The organism is Streptomyces lydicus (genome assembly GCF_004125265.1).
GTDB lineage: Bacteria > Actinomycetota > Actinomycetes > Streptomycetales > Streptomycetaceae > Streptomyces > Streptomyces lydicus_C.
This window is the reverse complement of the sequence record NZ_RDTE01000003.1, coordinates 4,795,938-4,817,567: the sequence shown is the minus strand read 5'-3', so window position 1 is coordinate 4,817,567 and position 21,630 is coordinate 4,795,938. Positions and strand designations below refer to the sequence as shown.

20 protein-coding genes and 1 tRNA gene are annotated in these 21,630 nt (G+C 69.7%); 8 read left to right on the top strand and 13 right to left on the bottom strand.

Features of this window, described 5'->3' with window-relative positions; all coding sequences use genetic code 11:
- Nucleotides 1-25: 25 nt before the first annotated feature.
- Together D9V36_RS23610 and clpB are read right to left on the bottom strand one after the other, a co-directional pair.
- Entirely contained in the window at nucleotides 26-562 is a 537-nt protein-coding gene (locus D9V36_RS23610) for a YbjN domain-containing protein (RefSeq protein WP_088798597.1), read from the bottom strand.
- A 166-nt stretch (nucleotides 563-728) separates the two neighbouring features.
- Nucleotides 729-3,359, bottom strand: coding sequence for an ATP-dependent chaperone ClpB (gene clpB / locus D9V36_RS23605; RefSeq protein WP_129295536.1), 2,631 nt, complete (start codon nucleotides 3,357-3,359; stop codon nucleotides 729-731).
- A 251-nt stretch (nucleotides 3,360-3,610) separates the two neighbouring features.
- Between clpB and D9V36_RS23600 the strand changes: the two genes are divergently transcribed.
- The 3 genes from D9V36_RS23600 (at nucleotide 3,611) to D9V36_RS23585 (ending at nucleotide 5,480) form a co-directional block, all read left to right on the top strand.
- On the top strand, nucleotides 3,611-4,186 hold the full coding sequence (locus tag D9V36_RS23600) for a Uma2 family endonuclease (protein WP_129295535.1): 576 nt from the start codon (nucleotides 3,611-3,613) through the stop codon (nucleotides 4,184-4,186).
- A gap of 29 nt (nucleotides 4,187-4,215) precedes the next feature.
- Nucleotides 4,216-4,620, top strand: a complete 405-nt coding sequence (locus tag D9V36_RS23595; protein ID WP_129295534.1) for a pyridoxamine 5'-phosphate oxidase family protein — start codon at nucleotides 4,216-4,218, stop codon at nucleotides 4,618-4,620.
- 455 nt (nucleotides 4,621-5,075) lie between these two features.
- Nucleotides 5,076-5,480, top strand: coding sequence for a hypothetical protein (locus tag D9V36_RS23585; RefSeq protein ID WP_129295532.1), 405 nt, complete (start codon nucleotides 5,076-5,078; stop codon nucleotides 5,478-5,480).
- A gap of 176 nt (nucleotides 5,481-5,656) precedes the next feature.
- On the opposite strand, the gene D9V36_RS23580 is transcribed toward D9V36_RS23585, so the two are convergent.
- From D9V36_RS23580 to dnaK, 4 genes are read right to left on the bottom strand one after another with little or no spacing between them, the layout of a single operon-like run.
- On the bottom strand, nucleotides 5,657-6,109 hold the full coding sequence (locus tag D9V36_RS23580; RefSeq protein WP_088798603.1) for a heat shock protein transcriptional repressor HspR: 453 nt from the start codon (nucleotides 6,107-6,109) through the stop codon (nucleotides 5,657-5,659).
- A gap of 1 nt (nucleotide 6,110) precedes the next feature.
- The gene (dnaJ, locus tag D9V36_RS23575; protein ID WP_129295531.1) at nucleotides 6,111-7,283 is read right to left on the bottom strand and encodes a molecular chaperone DnaJ; all 1,173 of its coding nucleotides are present in this window, start codon (nucleotides 7,281-7,283) and stop codon (nucleotides 6,111-6,113) included.
- 45 nt (nucleotides 7,284-7,328) lie between these two features.
- Nucleotides 7,329-7,979: a nucleotide exchange factor GrpE gene (grpE, locus tag D9V36_RS23570; protein ID WP_129295530.1), complete on the bottom strand. Its 651-nt coding sequence runs from the start codon at nucleotides 7,977-7,979 to the stop codon at nucleotides 7,329-7,331.
- The gene (gene dnaK / locus D9V36_RS23565; RefSeq protein ID WP_018092396.1) at nucleotides 7,976-9,832 is read right to left on the bottom strand and encodes a molecular chaperone DnaK; all 1,857 of its coding nucleotides are present in this window, start codon (nucleotides 9,830-9,832) and stop codon (nucleotides 7,976-7,978) included. Before dnaK ends, grpE begins: the two co-directional genes overlap by 4 nt.
- A gap of 288 nt (nucleotides 9,833-10,120) precedes the next feature.
- On the opposite strand from dnaK, the gene D9V36_RS23560 reads away from it, so the two are divergent.
- The 4 genes from D9V36_RS23560 to D9V36_RS23545 all read left to right on the top strand — a co-directional run bounded on the left by D9V36_RS23560 (nucleotide 10,121) and on the right by D9V36_RS23545 (nucleotide 15,673).
- Nucleotides 10,121-12,388, top strand: coding sequence for a (Fe-S)-binding protein (locus D9V36_RS23560; RefSeq protein ID WP_129295529.1), 2,268 nt, complete (start codon nucleotides 10,121-10,123; stop codon nucleotides 12,386-12,388).
- Nucleotides 12,389-12,602: 214 nt separating this feature from the next.
- Entirely contained in the window at nucleotides 12,603-13,925 is a 1,323-nt protein-coding gene (locus D9V36_RS42695) for an FG-GAP repeat domain-containing protein (protein WP_129295528.1), read from the top strand.
- A gap of 72 nt (nucleotides 13,926-13,997) precedes the next feature.
- Nucleotides 13,998-14,561, top strand: coding sequence for a GNAT family N-acetyltransferase (locus tag D9V36_RS23550; protein WP_129295527.1), 564 nt, complete (start codon nucleotides 13,998-14,000; stop codon nucleotides 14,559-14,561).
- Nucleotides 14,562-14,716: 155 nt separating this feature from the next.
- The gene (locus D9V36_RS23545) at nucleotides 14,717-15,673 is read left to right on the top strand and encodes a Yip1 family protein (protein WP_129298633.1); all 957 of its coding nucleotides are present in this window, start codon (nucleotides 14,717-14,719) and stop codon (nucleotides 15,671-15,673) included.
- A 231-nt stretch (nucleotides 15,674-15,904) separates the two neighbouring features.
- Here D9V36_RS23545 and D9V36_RS23540 read toward each other — a convergent pair whose 3' ends face one another.
- From D9V36_RS23540 to D9V36_RS41070, 4 genes are all read right to left on the bottom strand, one after another.
- Entirely contained in the window at nucleotides 15,905-17,452 is a 1,548-nt protein-coding gene (locus D9V36_RS23540; RefSeq protein ID WP_129295526.1) for a ricin-type beta-trefoil lectin domain protein, read from the bottom strand.
- A gap of 385 nt (nucleotides 17,453-17,837) precedes the next feature.
- Nucleotides 17,838-18,335 carry a phosphoribosyltransferase gene (locus D9V36_RS23535; protein WP_129295525.1) on the bottom strand — a complete coding sequence of 166 codons (498 nt, stop codon included), beginning with the start codon at nucleotides 18,333-18,335 and terminating at the stop codon, nucleotides 17,838-17,840.
- An 84-nt stretch (nucleotides 18,336-18,419) separates the two neighbouring features.
- Nucleotides 18,420-18,995: a dCTP deaminase gene (gene dcd / locus D9V36_RS23530; protein ID WP_129295524.1), complete on the bottom strand. Its 576-nt coding sequence runs from the start codon at nucleotides 18,993-18,995 to the stop codon at nucleotides 18,420-18,422.
- A 152-nt stretch (nucleotides 18,996-19,147) separates the two neighbouring features.
- Nucleotides 19,148-19,306, bottom strand: coding sequence for a hypothetical protein (locus D9V36_RS41070; protein ID WP_016573140.1), 159 nt, complete (start codon nucleotides 19,304-19,306; stop codon nucleotides 19,148-19,150).
- Nucleotides 19,307-19,584: 278 nt separating this feature from the next.
- On the opposite strand from D9V36_RS41070, the gene D9V36_RS23525 reads away from it, so the two are divergent.
- Nucleotides 19,585-19,658 (top strand) — tRNA-Gly (locus D9V36_RS23525).
- A gap of 346 nt (nucleotides 19,659-20,004) precedes the next feature.
- Here D9V36_RS23525 and D9V36_RS23520 read toward each other — a convergent pair.
- From D9V36_RS23520 to D9V36_RS41065, 3 genes are all read right to left on the bottom strand, one after another.
- Complete coding sequence (locus tag D9V36_RS23520; protein WP_129295523.1) at nucleotides 20,005-20,850, bottom strand: hypothetical protein; 846 nt, start codon at nucleotides 20,848-20,850, stop codon at nucleotides 20,005-20,007.
- A 108-nt stretch (nucleotides 20,851-20,958) separates the two neighbouring features.
- Nucleotides 20,959-21,219 (bottom strand): hypothetical protein, encoded by a 261-nt coding sequence (locus D9V36_RS23515; protein WP_206739721.1) that lies wholly within the window; start codon nucleotides 21,217-21,219, stop codon nucleotides 20,959-20,961.
- The gene (locus tag D9V36_RS41065) at nucleotides 21,216-21,464 is read right to left on the bottom strand and encodes a hypothetical protein (protein ID WP_164992852.1); all 249 of its coding nucleotides are present in this window, start codon (nucleotides 21,462-21,464) and stop codon (nucleotides 21,216-21,218) included. Before D9V36_RS41065 ends, D9V36_RS23515 begins: the two co-directional genes overlap by 4 nt.
- Nucleotides 21,465-21,630 lie beyond the last annotated feature (166 nt).

Below are 21,630 nucleotides of genomic sequence, written 5' to 3'. Positions count from 1 at the left end.
GCAGCCGGGGTGGGTGGGACGGGGCTCAGGCCTCGTCGTCACCCGGCTTCTCGTCGGAGTCGCCGTCGATCTCGGCCTCCAGGCCGAGCTGCTCGACGATCCACTTGTCGAATTCGATCGAGGCGCGGACCCAGCTGACCGTGCTCGACACAAAGTGTTCGAGCGAGACACCGGTGCCGATCAGCATCGATGCCTCACCGATCAGACGGACCGTGCCGTCGTCGTGGGTGTGGGTGTAGGCCTTGGGCCACAGCGTCCGGCGGTTCCAGTCGTCGATCGCCTCCAGCAGCTTCGACTTGTCGTCGATGCCGTGGGCACGGTCGTAGAACGTACGGACGGAGAAGATCTGCTGCTCCTCCTCGCCCCGGAACATGAAGTACGTGCGGAACTGCTCCCACGGAGCGGCGAGGTCACCCTCCTCGTCGACGACGTACTTCAGCTCCATCTGGTCGAGGAGCTGCTTGACCAGGTCCTGGTCAGGCACGACGGGACCCTCAGGCCCCGAGGGCTCGGGTTCGGGCTGGCCCCCGAAATTCGGAATCGAGGACGGGTCGATGCTCACCGTGGAATTCCCTTCGTCTGGTCCCTGCCATCCTCCCCCACATCCGCCCCGTCCTGGCAACCCGGGACGGAGCGGATACGGGGAAGAGACCGCTCAGCTGCCGGTCAAGGAAATGATCAGGGACACGACCGGGCGGCGCAGCCGTACCCCCGGATCGCGGCGCCGGTCAGGCCACGGCCCGCCCGGCCGGCTCCACCGACAGCTGGTCCCCGTCCACGTCCACCCGCACGGTGTCCCCGTCCAGCACCTCGCCCGCCAGGATGGCGCGGGCGAGCGGGTCGCCGATGGCCGTCTGGACCAGCCGGCGCAGCGGCCGGGCGCCGTAGGACAGGTCCGGAGCCGGGCCGTCGACGACCGGTTCCTGACCCAGCCAGGCCAGCCAGGTCAGGGCACGGTCGGTGACGTCCAGGGTCAGCCGGCGGTCGCCGAGGCGACGCTGCAGGTGGTCGAGCTGGATCCGGGCGATCCGCTGGAGCTGGTCGGTGCCGAGCGGGTGGAAGACCACCACGTCGTCGAGCCGGTTGAGGAATTCGGGCCGGAAGGCGACGCGGACCGCCTCCAGTACCTTCTCCTTCTTCTGCTCCTCCTTGAGCAGCGGGTCCATCAGGAAGGCGGAGCCGAGGTTGGAGGTCAGGATGAGGATGGTGTTGCGGAAGTCGACCGTGCGGCCCTGGCCGTCGGTGAGCCGCCCGTCGTCGAGGACCTGCAGCAGGATGTCGAAGACGTCGTGGTGTGCCTTCTCGACCTCGTCCAGCAGAACGACGGAGTACGGGCGGCGGCGGACCGCCTCGGTGAGCTGGCCGCCCTCCTCGTAGCCGACGTAGCCGGGCGGCGCGCCGACCAGCCGCGCGACGCTGTGCTTCTCGCCGTACTCCGACATGTCGATCCGGACCATCGCCCGCTCGTCGTCGAAGAGGAAGTCCGCGAGCGCCTTGGCCAGCTCGGTCTTGCCGACACCGGTCGGACCGAGGAAGAGGAAGGACCCGGTGGGCCGGTCCGGGTCGGCGATGCCGGCGCGGGTGCGGCGTACGGCGTCGGAGACCGACCGTACGGCCTCGGTCTGGCCGATCAGGCGCTTGCCGAGCTCTTCCTCCATGCGCAGCAGCTTCTGGGTCTCGCCTTCCAGCAGCCGGCCGGCCGGGATGCCGGTCCAGGCGCCGACCACATCCGCGATGTCGTCGGGACCGACCTCCTCCTTGACCATGGACTCCTTGGAGGCCTCCTGCTCGGCCTCGGCGGCGGCCGCCTCCTCCAGCGCCTGCTCGACGCCCGGGATCTCGCCGTAGAGCAGCTTGGAAGCGGTGTCGAAGTCGCCGTCGCGCTGGGCGCGCTCGGCCTGGCCGCGCAGCTCGTCGAGCCGTTCCTTGAGCGCACCGACCCGGTTGAGGCTTTCCTTCTCCTTCTCCCAGCGGGCGGTCAGGCCGCGCAGCTCCTCCTCCTTGTCGGCGAGGTCCTTGCGCAGCTTCTCCAGCCGCTGGAGGGAGCCGGCGTCGGTCTCGTTGCGCAGCGCCAGCTCCTCCATCTTGAGCCGGTCCACGGCGCGCTGGAGCTCGTCGATCTCCACCGGCGAGGAGTCGATCTCCATACGGAGGCGGGAGGCGGCCTCGTCGACCAGGTCGATGGCCTTGTCGGGCAGGAAGCGGGAGGTGATGTAGCGGTCGGAGAGGGAGGCGGCGGCGACCAGGGCGGAGTCCGCGATCTGCACCTTGTGGTGCGCCTCGTAGCGGCCCTTGAGGCCGCGCAGGATCGCCACCGTGTCCTCGACGGTCGGCTCGGCGACCAGCACCTGCTGGAAGCGCCGCTCCAGCGCCGGGTCCTTCTCGATCCGCTCGCGGTACTCGTCCAGCGTCGTCGCGCCGACCATCCGCAGCTCGCCGCGGGCCAGCATCGGCTTGAGCATGTTGCCGGCGTCCATGGACGAGTCGCCGCCGGCGCCCGCGCCGACGACCGTGTGCAGCTCGTCGATGAAGGTGATGATCTGGCCCTCGCTGGACTTGATCTCCGCCAGGACGGTCTTCAGCCGCTCCTCGAACTCACCGCGGTACTTGGCCCCCGCGACCATCGCCCCCAGGTCCAGCGCGACCAGCCGCTTGTTGCGCAGCGACTCGGGCACGTCGCCCTTGACGATCCGCTGCGCCAGGCCCTCGACGACGGCGGTCTTGCCGACGCCCGGCTCGCCGATCAGCACCGGGTTGTTCTTGGTACGGCGGGAGAGCACCTGCACCACGCGCCGGATCTCGTGGTCCCGGCCGATGACCGGGTCGAGCTTGCCCTCGCGGGCGGCCAGCGTGAAGTCCGTGCCGAACTTCTCCAGCGCCTTGTACGTGCCCTCCGGGTCGGCGTTGGTCACCCGCTGGCCGCCCCGGCTCGACTCGAACGCGGCCAGCAGCTTCTTGGCGCTCGCGCCCTGGTCGGCCAGCAGCTCGCCGGTGCGCCCACCCTTGGCGGCGATGCCGATGAGCAGGTGCTCGGTGGAGACGTACGCGTCACCGAGCTCCTTGGCGCGCTGGGTGGCGTCCGCGATGGCGGCGAGCAGGTCGCGGTCGGGCTGCGGCGGCGCGACCGTCGTGCCCTGCACGCTCGGCAGCCCGGCGAGCTGCCGCTCGGCGCCGTTGCGCAGCACGGCGGCGTCCGCCTCGACGGCGGACAGCAGGTCCATGATGTTCTCGTTGTCCTGCCCGGCCAGCAGCGCGAGCAGGAGATGCGCGCATGTCATGTCCGCATGCCCGGCGGTGACCGCCCGCTCATTGGCGGCGCTCAGCGCCTCCCGGCTCTTGTTGGTCAGCTCGGCGTCCACGTCCTCGCGATCCTCCTCGACTCGTCCTGAACAGCGTCTGCGGGCCTGCCACGGGCCCCGTCCATGCGCCCGTACGGCACCCACCCTGCTCATGCCAACGTGCGATAAGTTGAGTCTATTCCACTCAAGGTTGTTCCGGGAGCCCCGCCCACCCCACCCTCGCTCACTCGTGCGAGGGAATCCCGCCCAACGCGCCGTCGCGGGCGCACACCACCCGGCGACACTGGCCTTCGACCACAAGGAGGTGCAGCATGACGGCTATGGCACACGAGCCGATGGCGACGGACCACGAGACCCTCCTGGATTACTTCCTCGCCCTGGAGACCCCCGAGGGCTTCCGGGCCGAGCTGATCGAGGGGGAGATCATCGTGACGCCACCGACGGACGGGAACCATGAGCGTTTCTTCAGCCGACTGACCAAGCAATTCCTGGCGAAGTCCGCCACGGATATGGACGTCTCCGGAGGCAAGGGACTCCTGCTGCGCCCCGGCGACCGGAAGAATCACGTGATCCCCGACGCCACCTTCGCACCCACGGAGCTGGATCTGTTTCTGGACGCCGAGCCCTGGATGCCCAGCGATGGCGTCGCCCTGGTCATGGAAGTCACGTCGAGCAAACCGGAGCACGACCGCATCGCCAAGCGGCGCTGCTACGCCCGCGCCGGTATCCCGCTCTACCTGCTGGTGGACCGCAGCAAAGCCACCATCACGCTCTTCAGCGATCCCTCCGGGGACGACTACGTAGGGCACAACACCGCCCCCCTCGGCAAACCCCTCCCCCTCCCCGCCCCCTTCTCCTTCGAGCTGGAAACCACCGACTTCCTCTGACCCCCGGGCCCCGGCCTACCCTTGCTCCCATGGCTCATGACCTCAGCGCCCTCAGCCCGGAGTACCTCGCCTTCTGGGGCGAGTACCTGATGCCGACGCTCACCACGCTGCGTACGGACGGGACCCCGCACGTCGTCCCGGTAGGCGTCACCTACGACGCCGGGCAGCGGATCGCGCGGATCATCACCCGCAAGGACAGCGCCAAGGTGAAGAACATCGTCGCCGCCGGGGCGGACGGTGCCACCGTCGCCGTGTGCCAGGTCGACAAGGGGCGCTGGGCGACCCTGGAGGGCATCGCGCGGGTGCGTACGGACGCCGAGTCGGTGGCCGACGCGGTGCGCCGGTACGCCGAGCGCTACGGCCGGACGCCGACGCCCAACCCCGATCGCGTCATGATCGAGATCGCGGTGACCAAGGCGATGGGGCGGGCCTGAGCGCCCTTCCGCCGTCCGCACGCCCCGTCACCCACGTCCGCCCCACCCCATCCCGCCGGAGCCCACACCCCGCCGAGCCCCCGGCCCTGGCTGAAAACGGACCTTCCCGCTCCGCCTCCGGCCGTCCACCTGGTACTCAGGAGCGACGGGAACCGAACAGCTCCGTGCAAGGACGGACGGCATCGGGCCTGCCCCAGGCAAAAGACGGCAGCTGGAGGCCGCATGGCGTCGGCAGTGCGCATCGTGACGACCGCTCCGCGCCGTTCGTCCCCCACCCGGCCGCACCCGCACGCCGAGCTCTGCCCGCGCTGCGGCGGCCAACTGGCCGTCAGCCAGGACGGCTGGAAGATCTGTCACGCCTGCGGTTACGCTTCGCCGCCCGGTACAGCCCCTCCTCCACGGGCCACCCGCGGGGGTATCGTCGCCCCCACAGTCGCCACGCCCCGGAGGGCACGATGAACTCGGTCCGAGTCACGGCGATCGCCTGCCTGATGCCGCTGTCCGAGCTGGACGAGGATCCGTTTCTGGTCGACGACCGCGGCCAGCACGACATGTGCACCCAGTGGGCGGCAGCCCGTGACTACCGCCTGACCTGCCGGCTCAGCCTGCACCACCTGCGCGCCGACCACGGCGCGCTGTGGCGTGATGTCGAAGCGGGTCTGGTGGATGTGTTCGTGGCGCCCAACCGCCGGGCCCTGGAGAACGCCATCGACGGCACCGCCGAGTTCACCGCACGGTGCGCCGAGGCCGGGGTGCGCCTGGAGACCACCGACCTCGACGAACCGGTCTACACCCTGGCGATGAAGTCGCAGGTGCACCGCCGGCTGTCGATGCCCACGGCCGGGTACCACGGCTGCTGAGCGGGCGCGGCCGTACGCCTGCGGACACCGGCGGCACGGCACGGCGACGCACGTGACACACCGCACCACGCTCCCCCCGCGCCCACGCGCGCCGCACCCAAAAACGCGACAAGGGCCGGGTTTCCCCGGCCCTTTGCCACCTCACGCGCCGGGAGCTCACGCCCCGGCCGGCCGGATCACTCCGGCCGCTTGGGCCGCCACACCACCAGCGCGCTGGTCTGCTGCACGTCGTGATACGGCACCAGATCCCGCCGGTAGGAGGCGTGCACCGCCGCTTCCCGCTGCTGCATCGCGCTGGCCGCGCCCTCCAGGGCGCCCTGCAGTTCGACGACCCGCTGCTGCAGGGCCGCGACCTGGTTCTCCAGCTCGATGATGCGCTTGATGCCGGCGAGGTTGATGCCCTCGTCCTGGGACAACTGCTGCACCGTACGGAGCAGTTCGATGTCCCGGGCCGAATAGCGGCGGCCCCGCCCGGGCGTGCGGTCGGGCGAGACCAGACCCAGCCGGTCGTACTGCCGAAGGGTCTGCGGATGCAGTCCGGAGAGCTGAGCCGCGACGGAGATGACATATACCGGCGACTCTTCGGTCAGTTCATAGGGGTTACGACGCTGCCCGCCCCGGCTGTCCATCTCAAGCTCCCTTCGCGGCCTGGAACAGCTCTGCCCGCGGGTCCGGGCCCGCGGTCGCCTCGCGATAGGACTCCAGCGACTCCTTCGCCTTGCCGCTGAGGTCGCTCGGGACCAGCACCTCTATGGTGACCAGCAGATCACCCCGGGTGCCGTCCTTACGGGTCGCACCCTTGCCCCGGGCGCGCATGGTGCGTCCGTTGGGGGTGCCGGCCGGCAGCTTCAGCGTCACCGGCGGGCCGCCCAGCGTCGGCACCTTGACCTCACCGCCGAGCGCGGCCTCCGGGAAGGTGACCGGCACCGTGACGGTGAGGTTGTCGCCCTTGCGGCCGAAGACCGGGTGGGCGTCGACATGCACGACCACATACAGATCGCCCGCCGGGCCGCCCTGCTCGCCCGGAGCGCCCTTGCCGCGCAGCCGGATGCGCTGCCCGTCGGAGACGCCCGCGGGGATCCGGACCTGCATCGTGCGGGCACTGGTCGCCCGGCCGCTGCCCTTGCAGACCTCACAGGGGTCCTGGGCGATCAGGCCCCGGCCCTTGCAGTCGGCGCACGGGTCGGTGAGCGAGAAGCCACCGCCCGCGCCCCGGCTGACCTGGCCGGTGCCGACACAGGTCGGACAGACCCGCGGCGTGCCGTTCTTGTCGCCGGTGCCCGAACACGCCTTGCACGGCGCCTGGCTGGACATCCGCAGCGGGACCGTGGCCCCGTCGACCGCCTCGGTGAAGCTGAGCGTCACCTCGGACTCGATGTCCTGGCCGCGGCGCGCGTGGGTACGCGTCCCGGCGCCGCCGCGGTTGAACAGGCCGCCGAAGACGTCCCCGAGACCGCCGCCGAAGCCGCCGCCCCCGCCGCTCTGACCGGGCGCGCCCCCGAAGAGGTCGCCCAGGTCGAAGTTGAAGGAGCCGCCGCCGCCCGGACCCGGGCGGTAGCCGCCGTTGCCGAACAGCGTGCGCGCCTCGTCGTACTCCTTGCGGCGCTTGGTGTCGCCCAGGACGTCATGGGCCTCGGAGATCTCCTTGAAGCGCTCCTCGGCCTTGGCGTCGCCCTTGTTGGCGTCCGGGTGGAACTCCCGGGCGAGCTTGCGGTACGCCTTCTTGATCTCCGCTTCGGTGGCGTCCTTCGGGACGCCGAGGACCTTGTAGTAGTCCTTCTCGACGAAGTCCTTGGTGCTCATCCCCGACGTCCCTCCTCCCGCACGGATTTGCTCTCTGTCCTCACGTCAGCCCTCGTCCGGGCCACCGCTCTCCTCGTCCGAAGCCTTGGGGTCCTCGTCGGAGGCGGACTTGACGCCCTGGGCGCCCGGCTGCGGTTCGGCGACGGCGACCCGCGCGGGGCGAATCGTTCGTTCACCGATGCGATACCCGGGCTGCAGGATCGCCACGCACGTCGTCTCGGTGACATCCGGTGCGTACGAGTGCATCAGTGCCTCGTGGATCGTCGGGTCGAAGGGCTCGCCCTCCTTGCCGAACTGCTGCAGACCCAGCTTGGCGACCACGGTCTCCATCGATTCGGCCACCGACTTGAAGCCGCCGACCAGTTCACCGTGCTCACGGGCACGGCCGATGTCGTCGAGGGTGGGAAGGAGCTCGGACAGGAGGTTCGCCGCGGCGATCTCCTTGACCGTGACCCGGTCCCGTTCCACCCGACGGCGGTAGTTCTGGTACTCCGCCTGGAGCCGCTGGAGGTCCGCCGTGCGCTCGTTGAGCGCCGTACGTACCTGGTCCAGCTGCGCCTGGAGCGCTACGTCCGTTACGTCCCCGGCCGGGGCCGAGCCCGCCTTGTCGGCGGACTCGGCCTGCGCCGCGTCTTCGGGAGCGGCGTCGGAAGGGACGTCGGGCTTCTCGTCGAAGCCCGGGGTCTCCTCCGTCACGCGGCACCGTCCTTCTTGGGCTTCTCGTCGTCGACGATCTCGGCGTCCACCACGTCATCCTCGGCCTTGGCCTGCTCGGCGCCCTCGGCACCCGCAGCGCCCTCGGCACCGGCCGCACCCTGGGCGTCGGCGTACATGGCCTGGCCCAGCTTCTGCGAGACGGCCGCGACCTTCTCGGTGGCCGTGCGGATCTCCGCGGTGTCCTCGCCCTTGAGCTTTTCCTTCAGCTCGGTGAGGGCTTCCTCGACCTCGGTCTTGACCTCGCCGGGGACCTTCTCCTCGTTGTCCTTGAGGAACTTCTCGGTCTGGTAGACGAGCTGTTCGGCCTGATTGCGGGTCTCGGCGGCCTCGCGGCGCTTGGTGTCCTCGTCCGCGTACTGCTCGGCCTCCTGGCGCATCCGGTCGACCTCGTCCTTCGGCAGCGAGGAGCCGCCGGTGACGGTCATCTTCTGCTCCTTGCCCGTGCCCAGGTCCTTCGCGGTCACGTGCATGATGCCGTTGGCGTCGATGTCGAAGGAGACCTCGATCTGCGGGACCCCGCGGGGGGCCGGAGGCAGACCGGTCAGCTCGAACATCCCGAGCTTCTTGTTGTACGCCGCGATCTCGCGCTCGCCCTGGTAGACCTGGATCTGCACGGACGGCTGGTTGTCCTCGGCCGTCGTGAAGATCTCGGACCGCTTGGTCGGGATCGTGGTGTTGCGCTCGATGAGCTTGGTCATGATGCCGCCCTTGGTCTCGATACCGAGGGACAGCGGGGTGACGTCCAGCAGGAGGACGTCCTTGACCTCACCCTTGAGGACACCGGCCTGGAGGGTGGCGCCGATGGCGACGACCTCGTCCGGGTTGACGCCCTTGTTGGCGTCCTTGCCGCCGGTCAGCTCCTTGACGAGCTCGGCGACGGCGGGCATACGGGTGGAGCCGCCGACCAGGACCACGTGGTCGATCTCGGACAGGTTGATACCCGCGTCCTTGATCACGTTGTGGAACGGCGTCTTGCAGCGGTCCAGGAGGTCCGAGGTGAGCTGCTGGAACTGCGAGCGCGTGAGCTTCTCGTCCAGGTGCAGCGGGCCCTCGGCAGAGGCGGTGATGTAGGGAAGGTTGATCGTCGTCTCCGTGGAGGACGACAGCTCGATCTTCGCCTTCTCGGCGGCCTCGCGCAGGCGCTGCAGCGCCATCTTGTCCTTGGCCAGGTCGACGCCGTGGCCGTTCTGGAACTGCTTGACCAGGTAGTCGACGACGCGCTGGTCCCAGTCGTCACCACCGAGGTGGTTGTCACCGTTGGTGGCCTTCACCTCGACGACGCCGTCGCCGATCTCCAGCAGCGAGACGTCGAAGGTGCCGCCACCGAGGTCGAAGACCAGAATGGTCTGGTCGTCCTTCTCCAGGCCGTAGGCCAGGGCGGCCGCGGTGGGCTCGTTGACGATGCGCAGGACGTTGAGGCCCGCGATCTCACCGGCCTCCTTGGTGGCCTGACGCTCGGAGTCGTTGAAGTAGGCCGGAACGGTGATGACCGCGTCGACGACCTTCTCGCCCAGGTACGCCTCGGCGTCCCGCTTGAGCTTCTGCAGGATGAAGGCGCTCATCTGCTGCGGGTTGAAGCCCTTGCCGTCGATGTCGATCTTCCAGTCGGTGCCCATGTGGCGCTTGACCGACCGGATGGTCCTGTCGACGTTGGTGACCGCCTGACGCTTGGCGACCTCGCCGACCAGCACCTCGCCGTTCTTGGCGAAGGCGACAACGGACGGCGTGGTCCTGGCGCCCTCGGCGTTGGTGATGACGGTGGGCTCACCGCCTTCGAGAACACTGACGACGGAGTTCGTCGTGCCCAGGTCGATGCCGACCGCACGTGCCATTTCAATTCCTCCAGCTGACTTGAGTGGAACAGGCTCAAGAGTGCAGTACCGAAGAAAACCTGTCAACAGACCTGAGTCTCGCAGACTCAAGTTTTATGTCGCTCTTATCGTCACCAGGCTTCGGAGCCCAAGACGCCGGGGGTGTACACAGGGTTGCCTTCGCGACGCAGATCACCGGCCGGGCGGCTTCATGGCACGGGGGAGAATGGGTAACCTCAGCGACAGACCAAAAAAGTTACCGCTTAGTAGTTACTCCAATTCCGCTCTCGCAGGTACGAGGAGCCTCCCATGCAACTCGCCGCGATCATCGTGTCGCTGGTGCTCATCGCGGTCGCCGTGGCGCTGTTCGGCCGCGCCCTCCTGCAGATCTACCGCCAGATGCGACTGGGCGCCCCGGTGCCCGCCGGCACCCGGACCGACGCCCCCGTCCAGCGGACCGTGACGGTGGCCAAGGAGTTCGTCGGCCACACGCGTATGAACCGCTGGGGCGTCGTCGGCGTCGCGCACTGGTTCGTGGCGGTGGGCTTCCTCACCCTGCTGCTGACGATCGTCAACGCCATCGGCCAGCTCTTCCGGGCCGACTGGCTGCTGCCGGTCATCGGCACCTGGCTGCCGTGGGAGATGTTCGTCGAGGGGATGGGCACGCTGACGACGGTGGGCATCGTCGTCCTGATCGTCATCCGCCAGCTGAGCCGCCCGGGCAACGCGGGCCGCAAGTCCCGCTTCGCGGGCTCCAACACCGGCCAGGCGTACTTCGTCGAGACCGTCATCCTCATCGTCGGCATCTGCATCGTCACGCTGCACGCCCTGGAGGGCGCCCAGCACGGCGTCGACCACTACGAGCCGGCGTACTTCGTCTCGTATCCGCTGGTCGCGGCCTTCAAGGGGATGAGCCTCGGCACCCTGCAGAACCTCACCTACTTCTTCGCCGGCCTCAAGATCGCGACGTCCTTCATCTGGATGATCACGGTCTCGCTGAAGACGGACATGGGTGTCGCCTGGCACCGCTTCCTGGCCTTCCCCAACATCTGGTTCAAGCGCCAGGCGGACGGCTCGGTCGCACTCGGCGCGCTGCAGCCGATGACCAGCGAGGGCAAGGCGATCGACTTCGAGGACCCGGGCGAGGACGACCAGTTCGGCGTCTCCCAGGTCGAGCACTTCTCCTGGAAGGGCCTGCTCGACTTCTCCACCTGCACCGAGTGCGGCCGCTGCCAGTCGCAGTGCCCCGCGTGGAACACCGGCAAGCCGCTCTCCCCCAAGCTCCTGATCATGTCGCTGCGCGACCACGCCCATGCCAAGGCGCCCTACCTGCTCGCGGGCGGCGGCAAGGACGACGAGGGCAACGAGAAGGCGAGTGCCGAGCAGCTCGCCGGTGTCCCCGCCTCCGCCCTGGCCGAGGCCGAGCGCCCGCTGATCGGCACCCTCGAAGAGAACGGCGTCATCGACCCCGACGTCCTGTGGTCCTGCACCACCTGCGGCGCCTGTGTCGAGCAGTGCCCGGTCGACATCGAGCACATCGACCACATCGTCGACATGCGCCGCTACCAGGTCATGATCGAGTCCTCGTTCCCGTCCGAGGCGGGCACGATGCTCAAGAACCTGGAGAAGAAGGGCAACCCCTGGGGCCTGGCCAAGAAGCAGCGGCTGGCCTGGACCAAGGAGGTCGACTTCGAGGTCCCGATCGTCGGCCAGGACATCGAGGACCTGACCGAGGTCGAATACCTCTACTGGGTCGGCTGCGCCGGCGCCCTGGAGGACCGCGCCAAGAAGACCACCAAGGCCTTCGCGGAGCTGCTGCACATCGCGGGCGTGAAGTTCGCGATCATGGGCGGCGACGAGAAGTGCACCGGTGACTCCCCGCGCCGCCTGGGCAACGAATTCCTCTTCCAGCAGCTCGGCGCGGAGAACGTGGCCACGCTGAACGCCGCCTTCGGCGAGGACGACGAGGACGAGTCGACCAAGAAGCCCAAGGCGTCGAAGAAGATCGTCGCGACCTGCCCGCACTGCTTCAACACCATCGCGAACGAGTACCCGCAGCTTGGCGGCGAGTACGAGGTCATCCACCACACCCAGCTGCTCCAGCACCTGGTGGACGAGGGCAAGCTCACCCCCGTCACCCCGGTCGAGGGTCTGATCACCTACCACGACCCCTGCTACCTGGGCCGCCACAACAAGGTCTACACCCCGCCGCGCGAGATCATCGCCAAGGTGCCGGGCCTGCGGAACGAGGAGATGCACCGCCACAAGGAGCGCGGCTTCTGCTGTGGCGCCGGCGGTGCCCGGATGTGGATGGAAGAGCGCATCGGCAAGCGCATCAACAACGAGCGCGTCGACGAGGCCCTGTCGCTCAACCCCGACATCGTCTCGACGGCCTGCCCGTTCTGCCTGGTCATGCTCACCGACTCGGTCAACGGCAAGAAGAACGACGGCAAGGCCAAGGAATCCATCCAGGTCGTCGACGTGGCCCAGCTGCTGCTGGACTCCGTCAAGACCCCCGTCGACCCGGCGGGCGACGAGGAGACCGAGGACGCGCCGGAGCCGGAACCGGTGAAGTAACGAAGTAACGGCGCGCACCAGCGCGTTGGCCGACGGCCGGTCCCCTGATCACACGGGGCCGGCCGTCGGCGGTTCCGTACCGCGGGCGCGGACGGGCAGGGCAGGACGGCGGCATCCGGATCACCCCGGGCCGCGGACGGCAGGACGGCGGCACCCGGGCACCCCGGGGCCGGACGACAACACGACACAGCGGTACGGGCGGGGTGGGAACGCGATGCGCAGACGGATCGCCACGGCGGCGGGGCTCGGGCTGGCCCTCCTTCTCGGCTCCTGCGGCCTGCTCTCCCCCTCCGGCGGCACACACCGCACCGCCCCTCACCGCGCCTCGTCGCTGCCGTCCGCGCGCCCCGTCCCGGCCGGCCGGGGCAGCAAGACAGCCGGCGACTTCAACGGCGACGGCCACCCCGATCTCGTCCTCGACAGCCTGCTCGCCCCCTCTCGCGGCCGCGACGACGACCCGGGCATCGGCATCCTCTACGGCTCCGCGCACGGACTCGCCCCGGCCACCCGGGAATTGCTCACCCCGGCCCGCAACGCCGCCCGCACCGGCCGGGCCGTCCCCGCCGCCTTCGACGCCGAGACCGTCTGCGACCTCGACCGGGACGGCTTCAGCGATCTCGTGGTCACCACCGACCCGCCCTACGACGGCGTGGGCCGCCCGCCCGTCCCCGTCCAGCTGCTCTTCGGCTCGCCCCGGGGCCTCGGCGCCGCCCGCGCCGTGCAGCTCCGCATCCCCGACCGGGCGCGGTTCGGCAACGAATGGCCCGACCAGCCGGTCTGCGGCGACTTCGACGGCGATGGCGCAGCCGACCTGGCCGTCACCGCCTCCGGACCCCGGATCAGCTACCTGAAGGGCCCCTTCGCCCGCACCGGCGCCCCCGCGGCGGCCGGCGCCCCGCTCCCCGTCCCCGGCACCGCCCTGGCCGCCGCCGGGCCCCTCGCGCCGTCCACCGACATCGACCACGACGGCGCCGACGACCTCCTCGTACGCTCCGCCGCCCCCGGCCGCCGTGCCCGCAGCCGCCTCGCCCTCGGCGGCCCCAAGGGCCCTCTCAAGGCCGGCCCGGCCGCCTACCCGCCCGGCTACGCCACGGCCTTCGGACGCTTCGCCGGGACCGGGCGGGGGGTGACCTCCGTCACCGCCGACACCGGCGGCGAGCTGTCCGTCGGCGGCCGCCCCGGCCGGATCCATACGGATACCGGCGGGGTTCCCACCCTCGCCGCCGCCGATGTGGACGACGACGGCCACCCGGATCTTGTGATCGGCGGCACCCGCCCGGCTCTGCTGAGCGGCACCGCGACCGGGCTCTCCGCCACCGCCCGCCGCCTGTCCGTGCCCCGCCTCCCCGGTGCCGGGCGCCCGTACTCCACGGTTCTCGCCCTCACCGACTTCGACGGCGACCACCGCGCTGACCTCGTGCTGTTCACCCGGCGCGGCCGCACCCACGACAGGGTGACGGTCCTCCCCGGCGGCCCGTCAGGCCTCACCGCGCGACCCGTCCTCTCCTTCACCACGGCGGACTTCACGGCTTCCTGACGGACCGCCAGCAGATTGTGGCCGGTGGCTAATGCAGTTGCCCGGCGCCGGGACGCATCCGAGCATGACGCCATGAACACAGACACGGGCAGGGACACGGCTGACGACCCGGGCGCCTGGGTGCGCCCCGCACCGGGCGGGACACCGCCCGCCCCGCCCGTCACGGTCCGGCTCGCCCTCCCCACCGACGCCCCCGCGATCGCCGCCGTGCACCAGGCGTCACGGCAGGCCACCATGCCCTACCTGCCGCCCCAGCGCCGTACCCACGACGAGGTCACCCGCTGGATCCGGGAGATCGTGCTGCCGCAGTGTCACACCTTCGTCGCCACCCGTGGCCCCGAGCTCCTGGGCTATGCGGCCGTACAGGGCGACCTGCTCGACCAGCTCTACCTCCGCCCGGACGTCCGCCGGCGCGGCATCGGCACCCTCCTCCTCGACGCGGCCCGGCGGCACCGCCCCGGCGGCCTGTATCTGCACGTCTTCCAACTCAACACCGGTGCAAGGGCGTTCTACGCCCACCACGGTTTCCGGGTGGTGGCCGTCGACGACGGCAGCGCCAACATGGAGAACCTTCCGGACCTCACCCTCCGCTGGACCCCGGTCCCGGGGCAGCGGTCCCCTCGGGGAACCCCTTAAGAGGCGTGCGGTGCCGGGCGCCGCGGGCTCCTGGAGACCGGGGTGACACCCCTTAAGGGATGTCACAGCTCAGATGCAAACCCGCGCCCGTTCCCCCTGCCCGGCCACCCCATCCCCGCAGACCAGGTACTTTCGACTATGTGGCTGGATTCAGGATGGGTCGCGGACGGGACACCCGTCCCGCGCAGAACGGACAGCAGGGACACCAGGGGCAGCAGGCACCGTACGGGCAGCAAGCGCCGTACGGGCAGCAGCCTCCGCCGCCGCACGGGCAGTGGCAGCAGGCACCGCAGCGGGCACCGCAGCAGTACGGCGGGCCGCAGGGGCAGCCACAGCCGCACGGGCAGCACGATGAGCCCGAGTACTTCGGCGACGGCGGTTACCCGGCCCCGCAGCAGGCCTACGCGCCGTACACGAACGACAACAACCCGGGCCACACACAGCAGTTCAGCGTCGGTGACGCCCCGGACGCCTACGGCCCGCCCCAGGGCGGGTACGACAACGGCGCCGACGGCGCGTACGCGGACGGCGGCACCTACCGCGCCGGCCAGGCCACCGCGCCGCCGGCCGGCCCCCGGCTGCACTGGAAGCAACTGCTGTCCGGCATCGTGCTGCGCCCCGATGCCACGTTCTGGCAGATGCGTGACCACGCGGTGTGGGCCCCGGCACTGATCGTCGCCTTCGTCTACGGCCTGCTCGCGGTCTTCGGCTTCGACAAGGCCCGCGAGGATGTGCTGAACGCCACCCTCTCCAACAGCATCCCGTGGGTCGCGATCACTGCCGTGATGTTCATCGTCGGCAGCCTGATCCTGGGCGCGGTCACCCACACCCTCGCCCGCCAGCTCGGCGGCGACGGCCCCTGGCAGCCGACCATCGGCCTGGCCATGCTGATCATGGCGATCTCGGACGCGCCCCGGCTGCTGTTCGCGATGTTCCTCGGCGGTGACAGCACCCTGGTCCAGGTCCTGGGCTGGCTGACCTGGCTCGCCGGCGGCTACCTGCTGACCTCCATGGTCAGCAAGACGCACGACCTGCCGTGGCCCAAGGCCCTCGGCGCCTCGTCGATCCAGCTGATCGCGCTGCTCGCCCTGCTGAAGCTCGGCACCCTGTAAAGCCGTACCCGGCCACGGCAAGGGGCCCGCCCCGGAGCACCAGGCTCCGGAGCGGGCCCCTTGCCGTACGGGCGGTGAGGCGGTCAGGCTCCCTCAGGCCTCTCCGGGGGCCCTCAGCCTCTCCGGGGCCCTCAGGCCTCTCCGGGCCCTCAGCCTCCTCCGGGCCCTCAGCCTCCTCCGGGTCCCTCCCCTAAGGCCTCCTCAGGCCCTCTCAGGCCCTCTCAGGCCCTCTCAGGACCCTGCATCCCCCTGTACGAACCGCTGCCCCGCCGACCCGTCGCACCCCTGCAACCGCAGCGCTTCCTTGGCCGCGCCCAGCGTCAGGCAGAGCGAGGGCGCGGCGGCGGGCCGGATCGTGCCGCCACCGTCCCGTACGAACTGCTGGTTGGCCGCGCCCGAGCAGTTCCACAGCACCAGCCCGGCCCCGGCCCGGTACTGCGCGCCCGGCACGTCCAGGCACCGGTCCTGCGTCAGCCCCACGTGCACCGACCGCTGCTCCCCGTCGTACCACCAGTCCTGGTTGCGCTGCCCGTGGCAGTCCCAGCCGCCGACGGCCGTCCCGTTACGGCTGGCTCCGCCGGTCGCGTCCACACAGCTGCCCGTACCGGCGTTCCGCAGCGGCCGGTACCTCTCGTCCCAGGCCCCCGCGTACAGCTTGGGCTGCCCGGTGCTCGCGGGATCGGCGCAGGAGGCCTCGCGCAGCTCCGTGGCGTACAGCTGGGTCAGACACGAGGCGAAGGCCCCGTGCCCGCGGACGTTGGGGTGGAACGACTGCCGCACCGAATTCGAGTCCGGCGGAATGGGGTTGGTGAGATTCACATACAGCCCGCGGGCCCAGGTGTCCTCCATGCACACCTCGTGCCCGTTGAAGAGCCGCGAGGCGTCGAGGTAGCTCGCCCCCGCGTTCAGCGCGGCCTTCCGCATCCCCTTCTCGAAGGCCGGAACGGCGGCATTGCGCGCCCAGCCCGCGTCGGAGGTGTAGCCCGTGCACCCGCCCGGCAGCTTCCCCGGGTAGTGCGGGTTGTCCTCGACATCCGGCCCGATCGGGCTCGGATACGACATCACCACGAGCCGGTAGTCGCCGTCCGCGTACCCCGCGTCCCGCATCACGGTCCGCAGATCGCCGACCGTCCGCTCGACCTTCGGCACCAGCCCGTCGACCCGCGCCTGCCAGCCCGGCTGGTACTTCGGCTCACAGGCGCCCTGCAGCGTGAACCAGCGCACCACGCAGTCGGTCATCACCGGCCCGAACTGCAGATCGTCATTGGCGCCGGCGACCAGCAGCACCATCTTCAGCCGGGTGTTACGGGCCGCGACGGCGAGCGCGTCACTCTGCACCAGCTCATCGGCGTACTGCTTGCTGCCGCCGATCACGATGTTGCCGGTGCCCGCGCCCGAGCAGGCGGCGTTGTACGTCACATCCGCCGCGATACCGGTCCGGTGGATCGCCGCGTCCGGCGACCGGTGACACCAGTTCGCCGGCCCGTCCGTGCCCGGCTCGTACGTCCCGACGCCCTCCCCCGAGATCTCACTGTCCCCCAGCGAGATCAACGAGGTCTTCCGCTCCCCGAGGGGCCGCTCGGCCGGATCCCCGTAGAGCCTGGCCGCCTCCCGCGCCCGGATCTTCTCCAGCTCCGGGGCCAACGGTTTGACGTCCGCGGCCCCTGCCGCCGTCGAACGTGCTGCGGTGTGGGTGGCGGTGGCCGTGCCGGTGGCGGCGCTCGCCCCGCCCACGCCCCCGGAGAACACCACGGCCCACGCCGCGGCCGAGACCACCACACCGCCCCTCAGCCGCCGCCCGCACCCCGCCCGCGCCCGGTCTCCCGTACGGGACCCCGCTCCCGCACGCCGCCCACGTAACGCCCACTGCCCACGTAACGCCCATTGGCCACGTCTCGCACGCCCCATGGGGCCTCCCCTCCGGTCTGCTGTTACCGCGGGTTGTACGCGGAGGCAGCCGGCAGCGGAACACCCGGAACGGAATTGGCCGGAATCGGCACAGGACAGCACACCCGGGCCACCAGACGGCCAATTCCCTTACGCGGGGCGGCAATCGGCGACCGGTCGGATCGGCAATCAGCTGGGGCAGCACCCAGCCGCCGGCCGGGTCAGCACCCGGCGATCGGCCGGGTCAGCTCAGGCAGGACCGGGCCGGCCCAACGCCTCAGGCGTCGAGAATCTGCCCCTCGCGCCGCACCACCGGCGGCTCGACACTCCACGGGAAGTTGATCCAGTCGTCCGTGCGCTTCCACACGTACTCGCACTTCACCAGCGACTGCGACTTCTCGTAGATCACCGCACTGCGGACCTCGGCCACGGTCCCCTGGCAGAAGTCGTGCACCAGCTTCAGCGTCTTACCGGTGTCGGCGACGTCATCGGCGATCAGCACCTTCTTCTCCGAGAAGTCGATCGCGTTCGGCACCGGCGCCAGCATGACCGGCATCTCCAGCGTGGTCCCCACCCCGGTGTAGAACTCCACATTCACCAGGTGGATGTTCTTGCAGTCCAACGCGTACGCCAGACCGCCCGCGACAAAGACCCCGCCCCGGGCGATCGACAGCACGACATCGGGCTCGTACCCGTCATCGGCGATCGTCTGCGCCAGCTCGCGGATCGCCCCACCGAACCGCTCGTACGTCAGGTTCTCCCGCACGTCACTCACGTATCTCTCTCAGACCTTCCGTGTGCACACCCTCTGCCACGCGCCCGCCCTGTCGGGCGCGCCCCCCACACCGGAGCGGCTGTGTCATACCTGCGTCCGGTGAAAGTTCTTGAACGACCGGGACGGCGTCGGACCGCGCTGCCCCTGGTAGCGGGAGCCGTACTTCTCACTGCCGTACGGGTGCTCGGCCGGCGAGGTCAGCCGGAACATACACAGCTGCCCGATCTTCATGCCCGGCCACAGCTTGATCGGCAGCGTGGCGACATTGCTCAGCTCCAGCGTCACGTGCCCGCTGAACCCCGGGTCGATGAACCCGGCGGTCGAATGCGTCAGCAGCCCCAGCCGCCCCAGCGAGCTCTTGCCCTCGAGCCGGGACGCCAGGTCATCGGGCAGCGTGATGACCTCGTACGTCGAGGCCAGCACGAACTCACCCGGGTGCAGGATGAACGCCTCATCGCCCTCGGGCACGACCTCGCGCGTCAGGTCGGTCTGCTCGATGGCGGGGTCGATGTGCGGGTAGCGGTGATTCTCGAACACCCGGAAATAGCGGTCGAGCCGCACGTCGATGCTGGACGGCTGCACCATCGACTCTTCATAGGGGTCGATGCGCACCCGACCAGCGTCGATCTCGGCCCGGATGTCCTTGTCTGAGAGAAGCACGCAGACGAGGATACGCGCCCGCCCGGCCGCCCCCGCACGACGAGGGCCCGGCTCCCCACCTGGGAAGCCGGGCCCTGCCCACTCCTCGTCGTGCTTGCTCTGCCGCCGCCCCGCTCACGGGGGCGGCGCAGCTCTTCCTGTCTTCTTGATCGCTACCGCTTGGCGTGCTCGACGGGCACCGAGTGCCGCAGCCGAGCACAGCGCGGGCAGCGCAACAGCCGTCCGGGGCCGAGCCGGTCGGTGGTCTGCATCGGGAACGAAGCGGTGCTGAACACGTGGCCCTCGGCACAACGTACGACGGTGCGCTCCATCAAGTCCCTCTCCCAACTGCGTGGACAACAAAAGCCACATTAGGGGATGAACTGGGCGCCCTCACACGCGGCACTCCGAGCCCCCACCGTACGCCCCAACTCCCGCACCGAGCACCCGCATCCCACCCGGAAAACACCCACACCCCACGACCGCCACACCAGCCCCAACACCCCCGCGCTCCCCCACCCACCGCATCCGGACACGCCAAATGCACCGCGAGGCGGCAATGGGGTAGAGTGTGCGACGATGTTCCGCCCTCAGCCCGAGGCGGAATTACGCGGGTGTAGTTTAATGGTAGAACATGAGCTTCCCAAGCTCAGAGCGCGGGTTCGATTCCCGTCACCCGCTCCATAGTTGAGGCCCAGGTCAACGACCTGGGCCTTGTTTGTTGTCTGGACCATTCTCGGGTTACCCAGCCCTCCACCAGCCCCATCTGCTGGCCAAGGTCTAAATTTCGCATGCTCCCGCACCGGGCCAGGCACCTTGAGAGTCGATCTCCTCAAATAGCGAGACGGGAATGCTGTGGCTTGGGTCACTTGCTCCCGAGGTGTCGTGAGATTGCGGATGCAAAATGGGCTCTTGGTAAGGGAGTTCGCCTGACCCCCTACACGCGCTGGGGACGGCGAACACTCCGCCGGAAACGGGGCCTGAGACTGGTGAGCTCGCGTGTTGAGGTGTCGCGTATTCCGGACGGCCGTCACTCTGCGTCGACCGCGGATGCGAGCTCACCAGTCCTGAGGCCGTAGTAGAAGGGCGAGGGCCCGTCGATCCCCGCCCGCTCTAGGAACAGCCCCTCGTAGTGCTGCAGCAGCTGCATGCCGAAGTCGACCTCCGGGGCCGCCCCGTCCTCCTTAAAACTGCCGAGAAGAAGCTGCGTCCAATGCTGCTCGACAGCCGCCCACACCACCAGGTGCGAGGGCGCGAAGAACACCCACACGGCGTCGACCTCGTCTGGCAGCATCGGGGCAGTCAACGTGTGCGCGATCACCGGGTCGAGACATTCCACGTAGGGCCGGTCGAAAAAGTGGGACACGATGAACACCACCCGCGCCCTGTCGGGCGATGACTTGTCCCGCAACTGCTTCGCGGCCTTGGCGATCATTGGCTGGGCCGCCTCGACGACATCGTTCGCTGACACGACCGTCGACCAATGAGTGTTTGGCTCCTCACCTCGTTTCAGTGCCCGCGAGGCCGCTGCGTTGTGCTCGCGGAAGTCACCAGGTATCGACTTCACCTCGAAGTCAGCGAACTCGACACCGTTGCGGCCGAGCAGAGAAGACAGTACGTCGCTGTCCGAGTCCGCCACGCGGTAGACGAGATCCACGCCGCCGTGGACGTCTACGGCGGCCGGCACGACGCCGAGATAGGCGGTCGTCAGCATCGCCGCGAGATGCTCGCCTGCGGCCAGCTTCAACTTCTTCAGGCCGTCCGCCGGTACGTGCGCCGGGAGCGCCTCCGTCGCCCAATCCATCACTTCGTAGGTGATGACCATGACGTGAGTGCCAGTGGCTCCGTCGATGGTCTTGGCGCTGTCATCGCTCATGGGCGCGAGTGTGGCAGCACCGTGACGCGGTCGCGACGGGTTTCGGGGCCAACTGGTATGCCCGCATGTTGAGGCATCGCTTCTTCCTCCGGGGTGGCGGAAGCCCTGTCAGCGTGTGTGGTCTCCAGGTGCGTATCGACTCCAAGTGCTGCCCGCTTCGGTGACCAGTCGGGTGGCGGTCTTGTCGTGGTAGCCGAGGGCCTTGGCGATGACGGGTGCCGGGGCCTGGAGGACGAGGCGCCGGATGGCGGAGGTGCGGGCTCGTTGGGCTGGGACGCCGAGGTCGCGGAGGGAACCGAGCAAGGTGGTTGGGTTCATCGGCTGGCCAGGGCGGCGGCCGGGAAAGAGCCAGTGGGTGGAGAGGTTCACCGCCAGAGTGTGAGCCGGGAGCGAGCGGAGGTAATCCAGGACGAGGTTGGCGACGGGGTGGGCAGGGACGAGGTCGGGTCTCCGAGCCGGAGGTGGACCTGCTGGCAGTCGTGCAGGCTGTCGTCGGTCGTCAGGCAGACGATGCGGGTGAGGGGCTGGGCGAACAGCAGGACGAGACTGGCGGCGACTCGGATTCTGAGCGGGGCGGCGTCGTTGCTGAGGACGCGGCGCAGACGGCAGCCCACCACCCGGCTCCGCAACGAGACCGGCGGGACATGGAGCCGATACGCCCGCGGAGATCACGCAAGATCGCCAACAGGCAGGGTTCCTCAGGGAACTGGCGGCAGTCGAATACGAGAGCCCACTAGCAGCTACGGCGGATCCAGATCTTCTGCCCGCACGGTTCGAAGC

Excerpts from the sequence above, each read along its gene's own strand:
- D9V36_RS23520 (WP_129295523.1), bottom strand. The coding sequence starts at position 20,850 with ATGAGCGATGACAGCGCCAAGACCATCGACGGAGCCACTGGCACTCAC.
- D9V36_RS23585 (WP_129295532.1), top strand. The coding sequence starts at position 5,076 with ATGAACTCGGTCCGAGTCACGGCGATCGCCTGCCTGATGCCGCTGTCC.
- D9V36_RS23545 (WP_129298633.1), top strand. The coding sequence starts at position 14,717 with ATGGGTCGCGGACGGGACACCCGTCCCGCGCAGAACGGACAGCAGGGA.
- D9V36_RS42695 (WP_129295528.1), top strand. The coding sequence starts at position 12,603 with ATGCGCAGACGGATCGCCACGGCGGCGGGGCTCGGGCTGGCCCTCCTT.
- dnaJ (WP_129295531.1), bottom strand. The coding sequence starts at position 7,283 with ATGAGCACCAAGGACTTCGTCGAGAAGGACTACTACAAGGTCCTCGGC.
- D9V36_RS23550 (WP_129295527.1), top strand. The coding sequence starts at position 13,998 with ATGAACACAGACACGGGCAGGGACACGGCTGACGACCCGGGCGCCTGG.
- D9V36_RS23580 (WP_088798603.1), bottom strand. The coding sequence starts at position 6,109 with ATGGACAGCCGGGGCGGGCAGCGTCGTAACCCCTATGAACTGACCGAA.
- D9V36_RS23595 (WP_129295534.1), top strand. The coding sequence starts at position 4,216 with ATGGCTCATGACCTCAGCGCCCTCAGCCCGGAGTACCTCGCCTTCTGG.
- D9V36_RS41070 (WP_016573140.1), bottom strand. The coding sequence starts at position 19,306 with ATGGAGCGCACCGTCGTACGTTGTGCCGAGGGCCACGTGTTCAGCACC.
- D9V36_RS23560 (WP_129295529.1), top strand. The coding sequence starts at position 10,121 with ATGCAACTCGCCGCGATCATCGTGTCGCTGGTGCTCATCGCGGTCGCC.
- D9V36_RS23600 (WP_129295535.1), top strand. The coding sequence starts at position 3,611 with ATGACGGCTATGGCACACGAGCCGATGGCGACGGACCACGAGACCCTC.
- dnaK (WP_018092396.1), bottom strand. The coding sequence starts at position 9,832 with ATGGCACGTGCGGTCGGCATCGACCTGGGCACGACGAACTCCGTCGTC.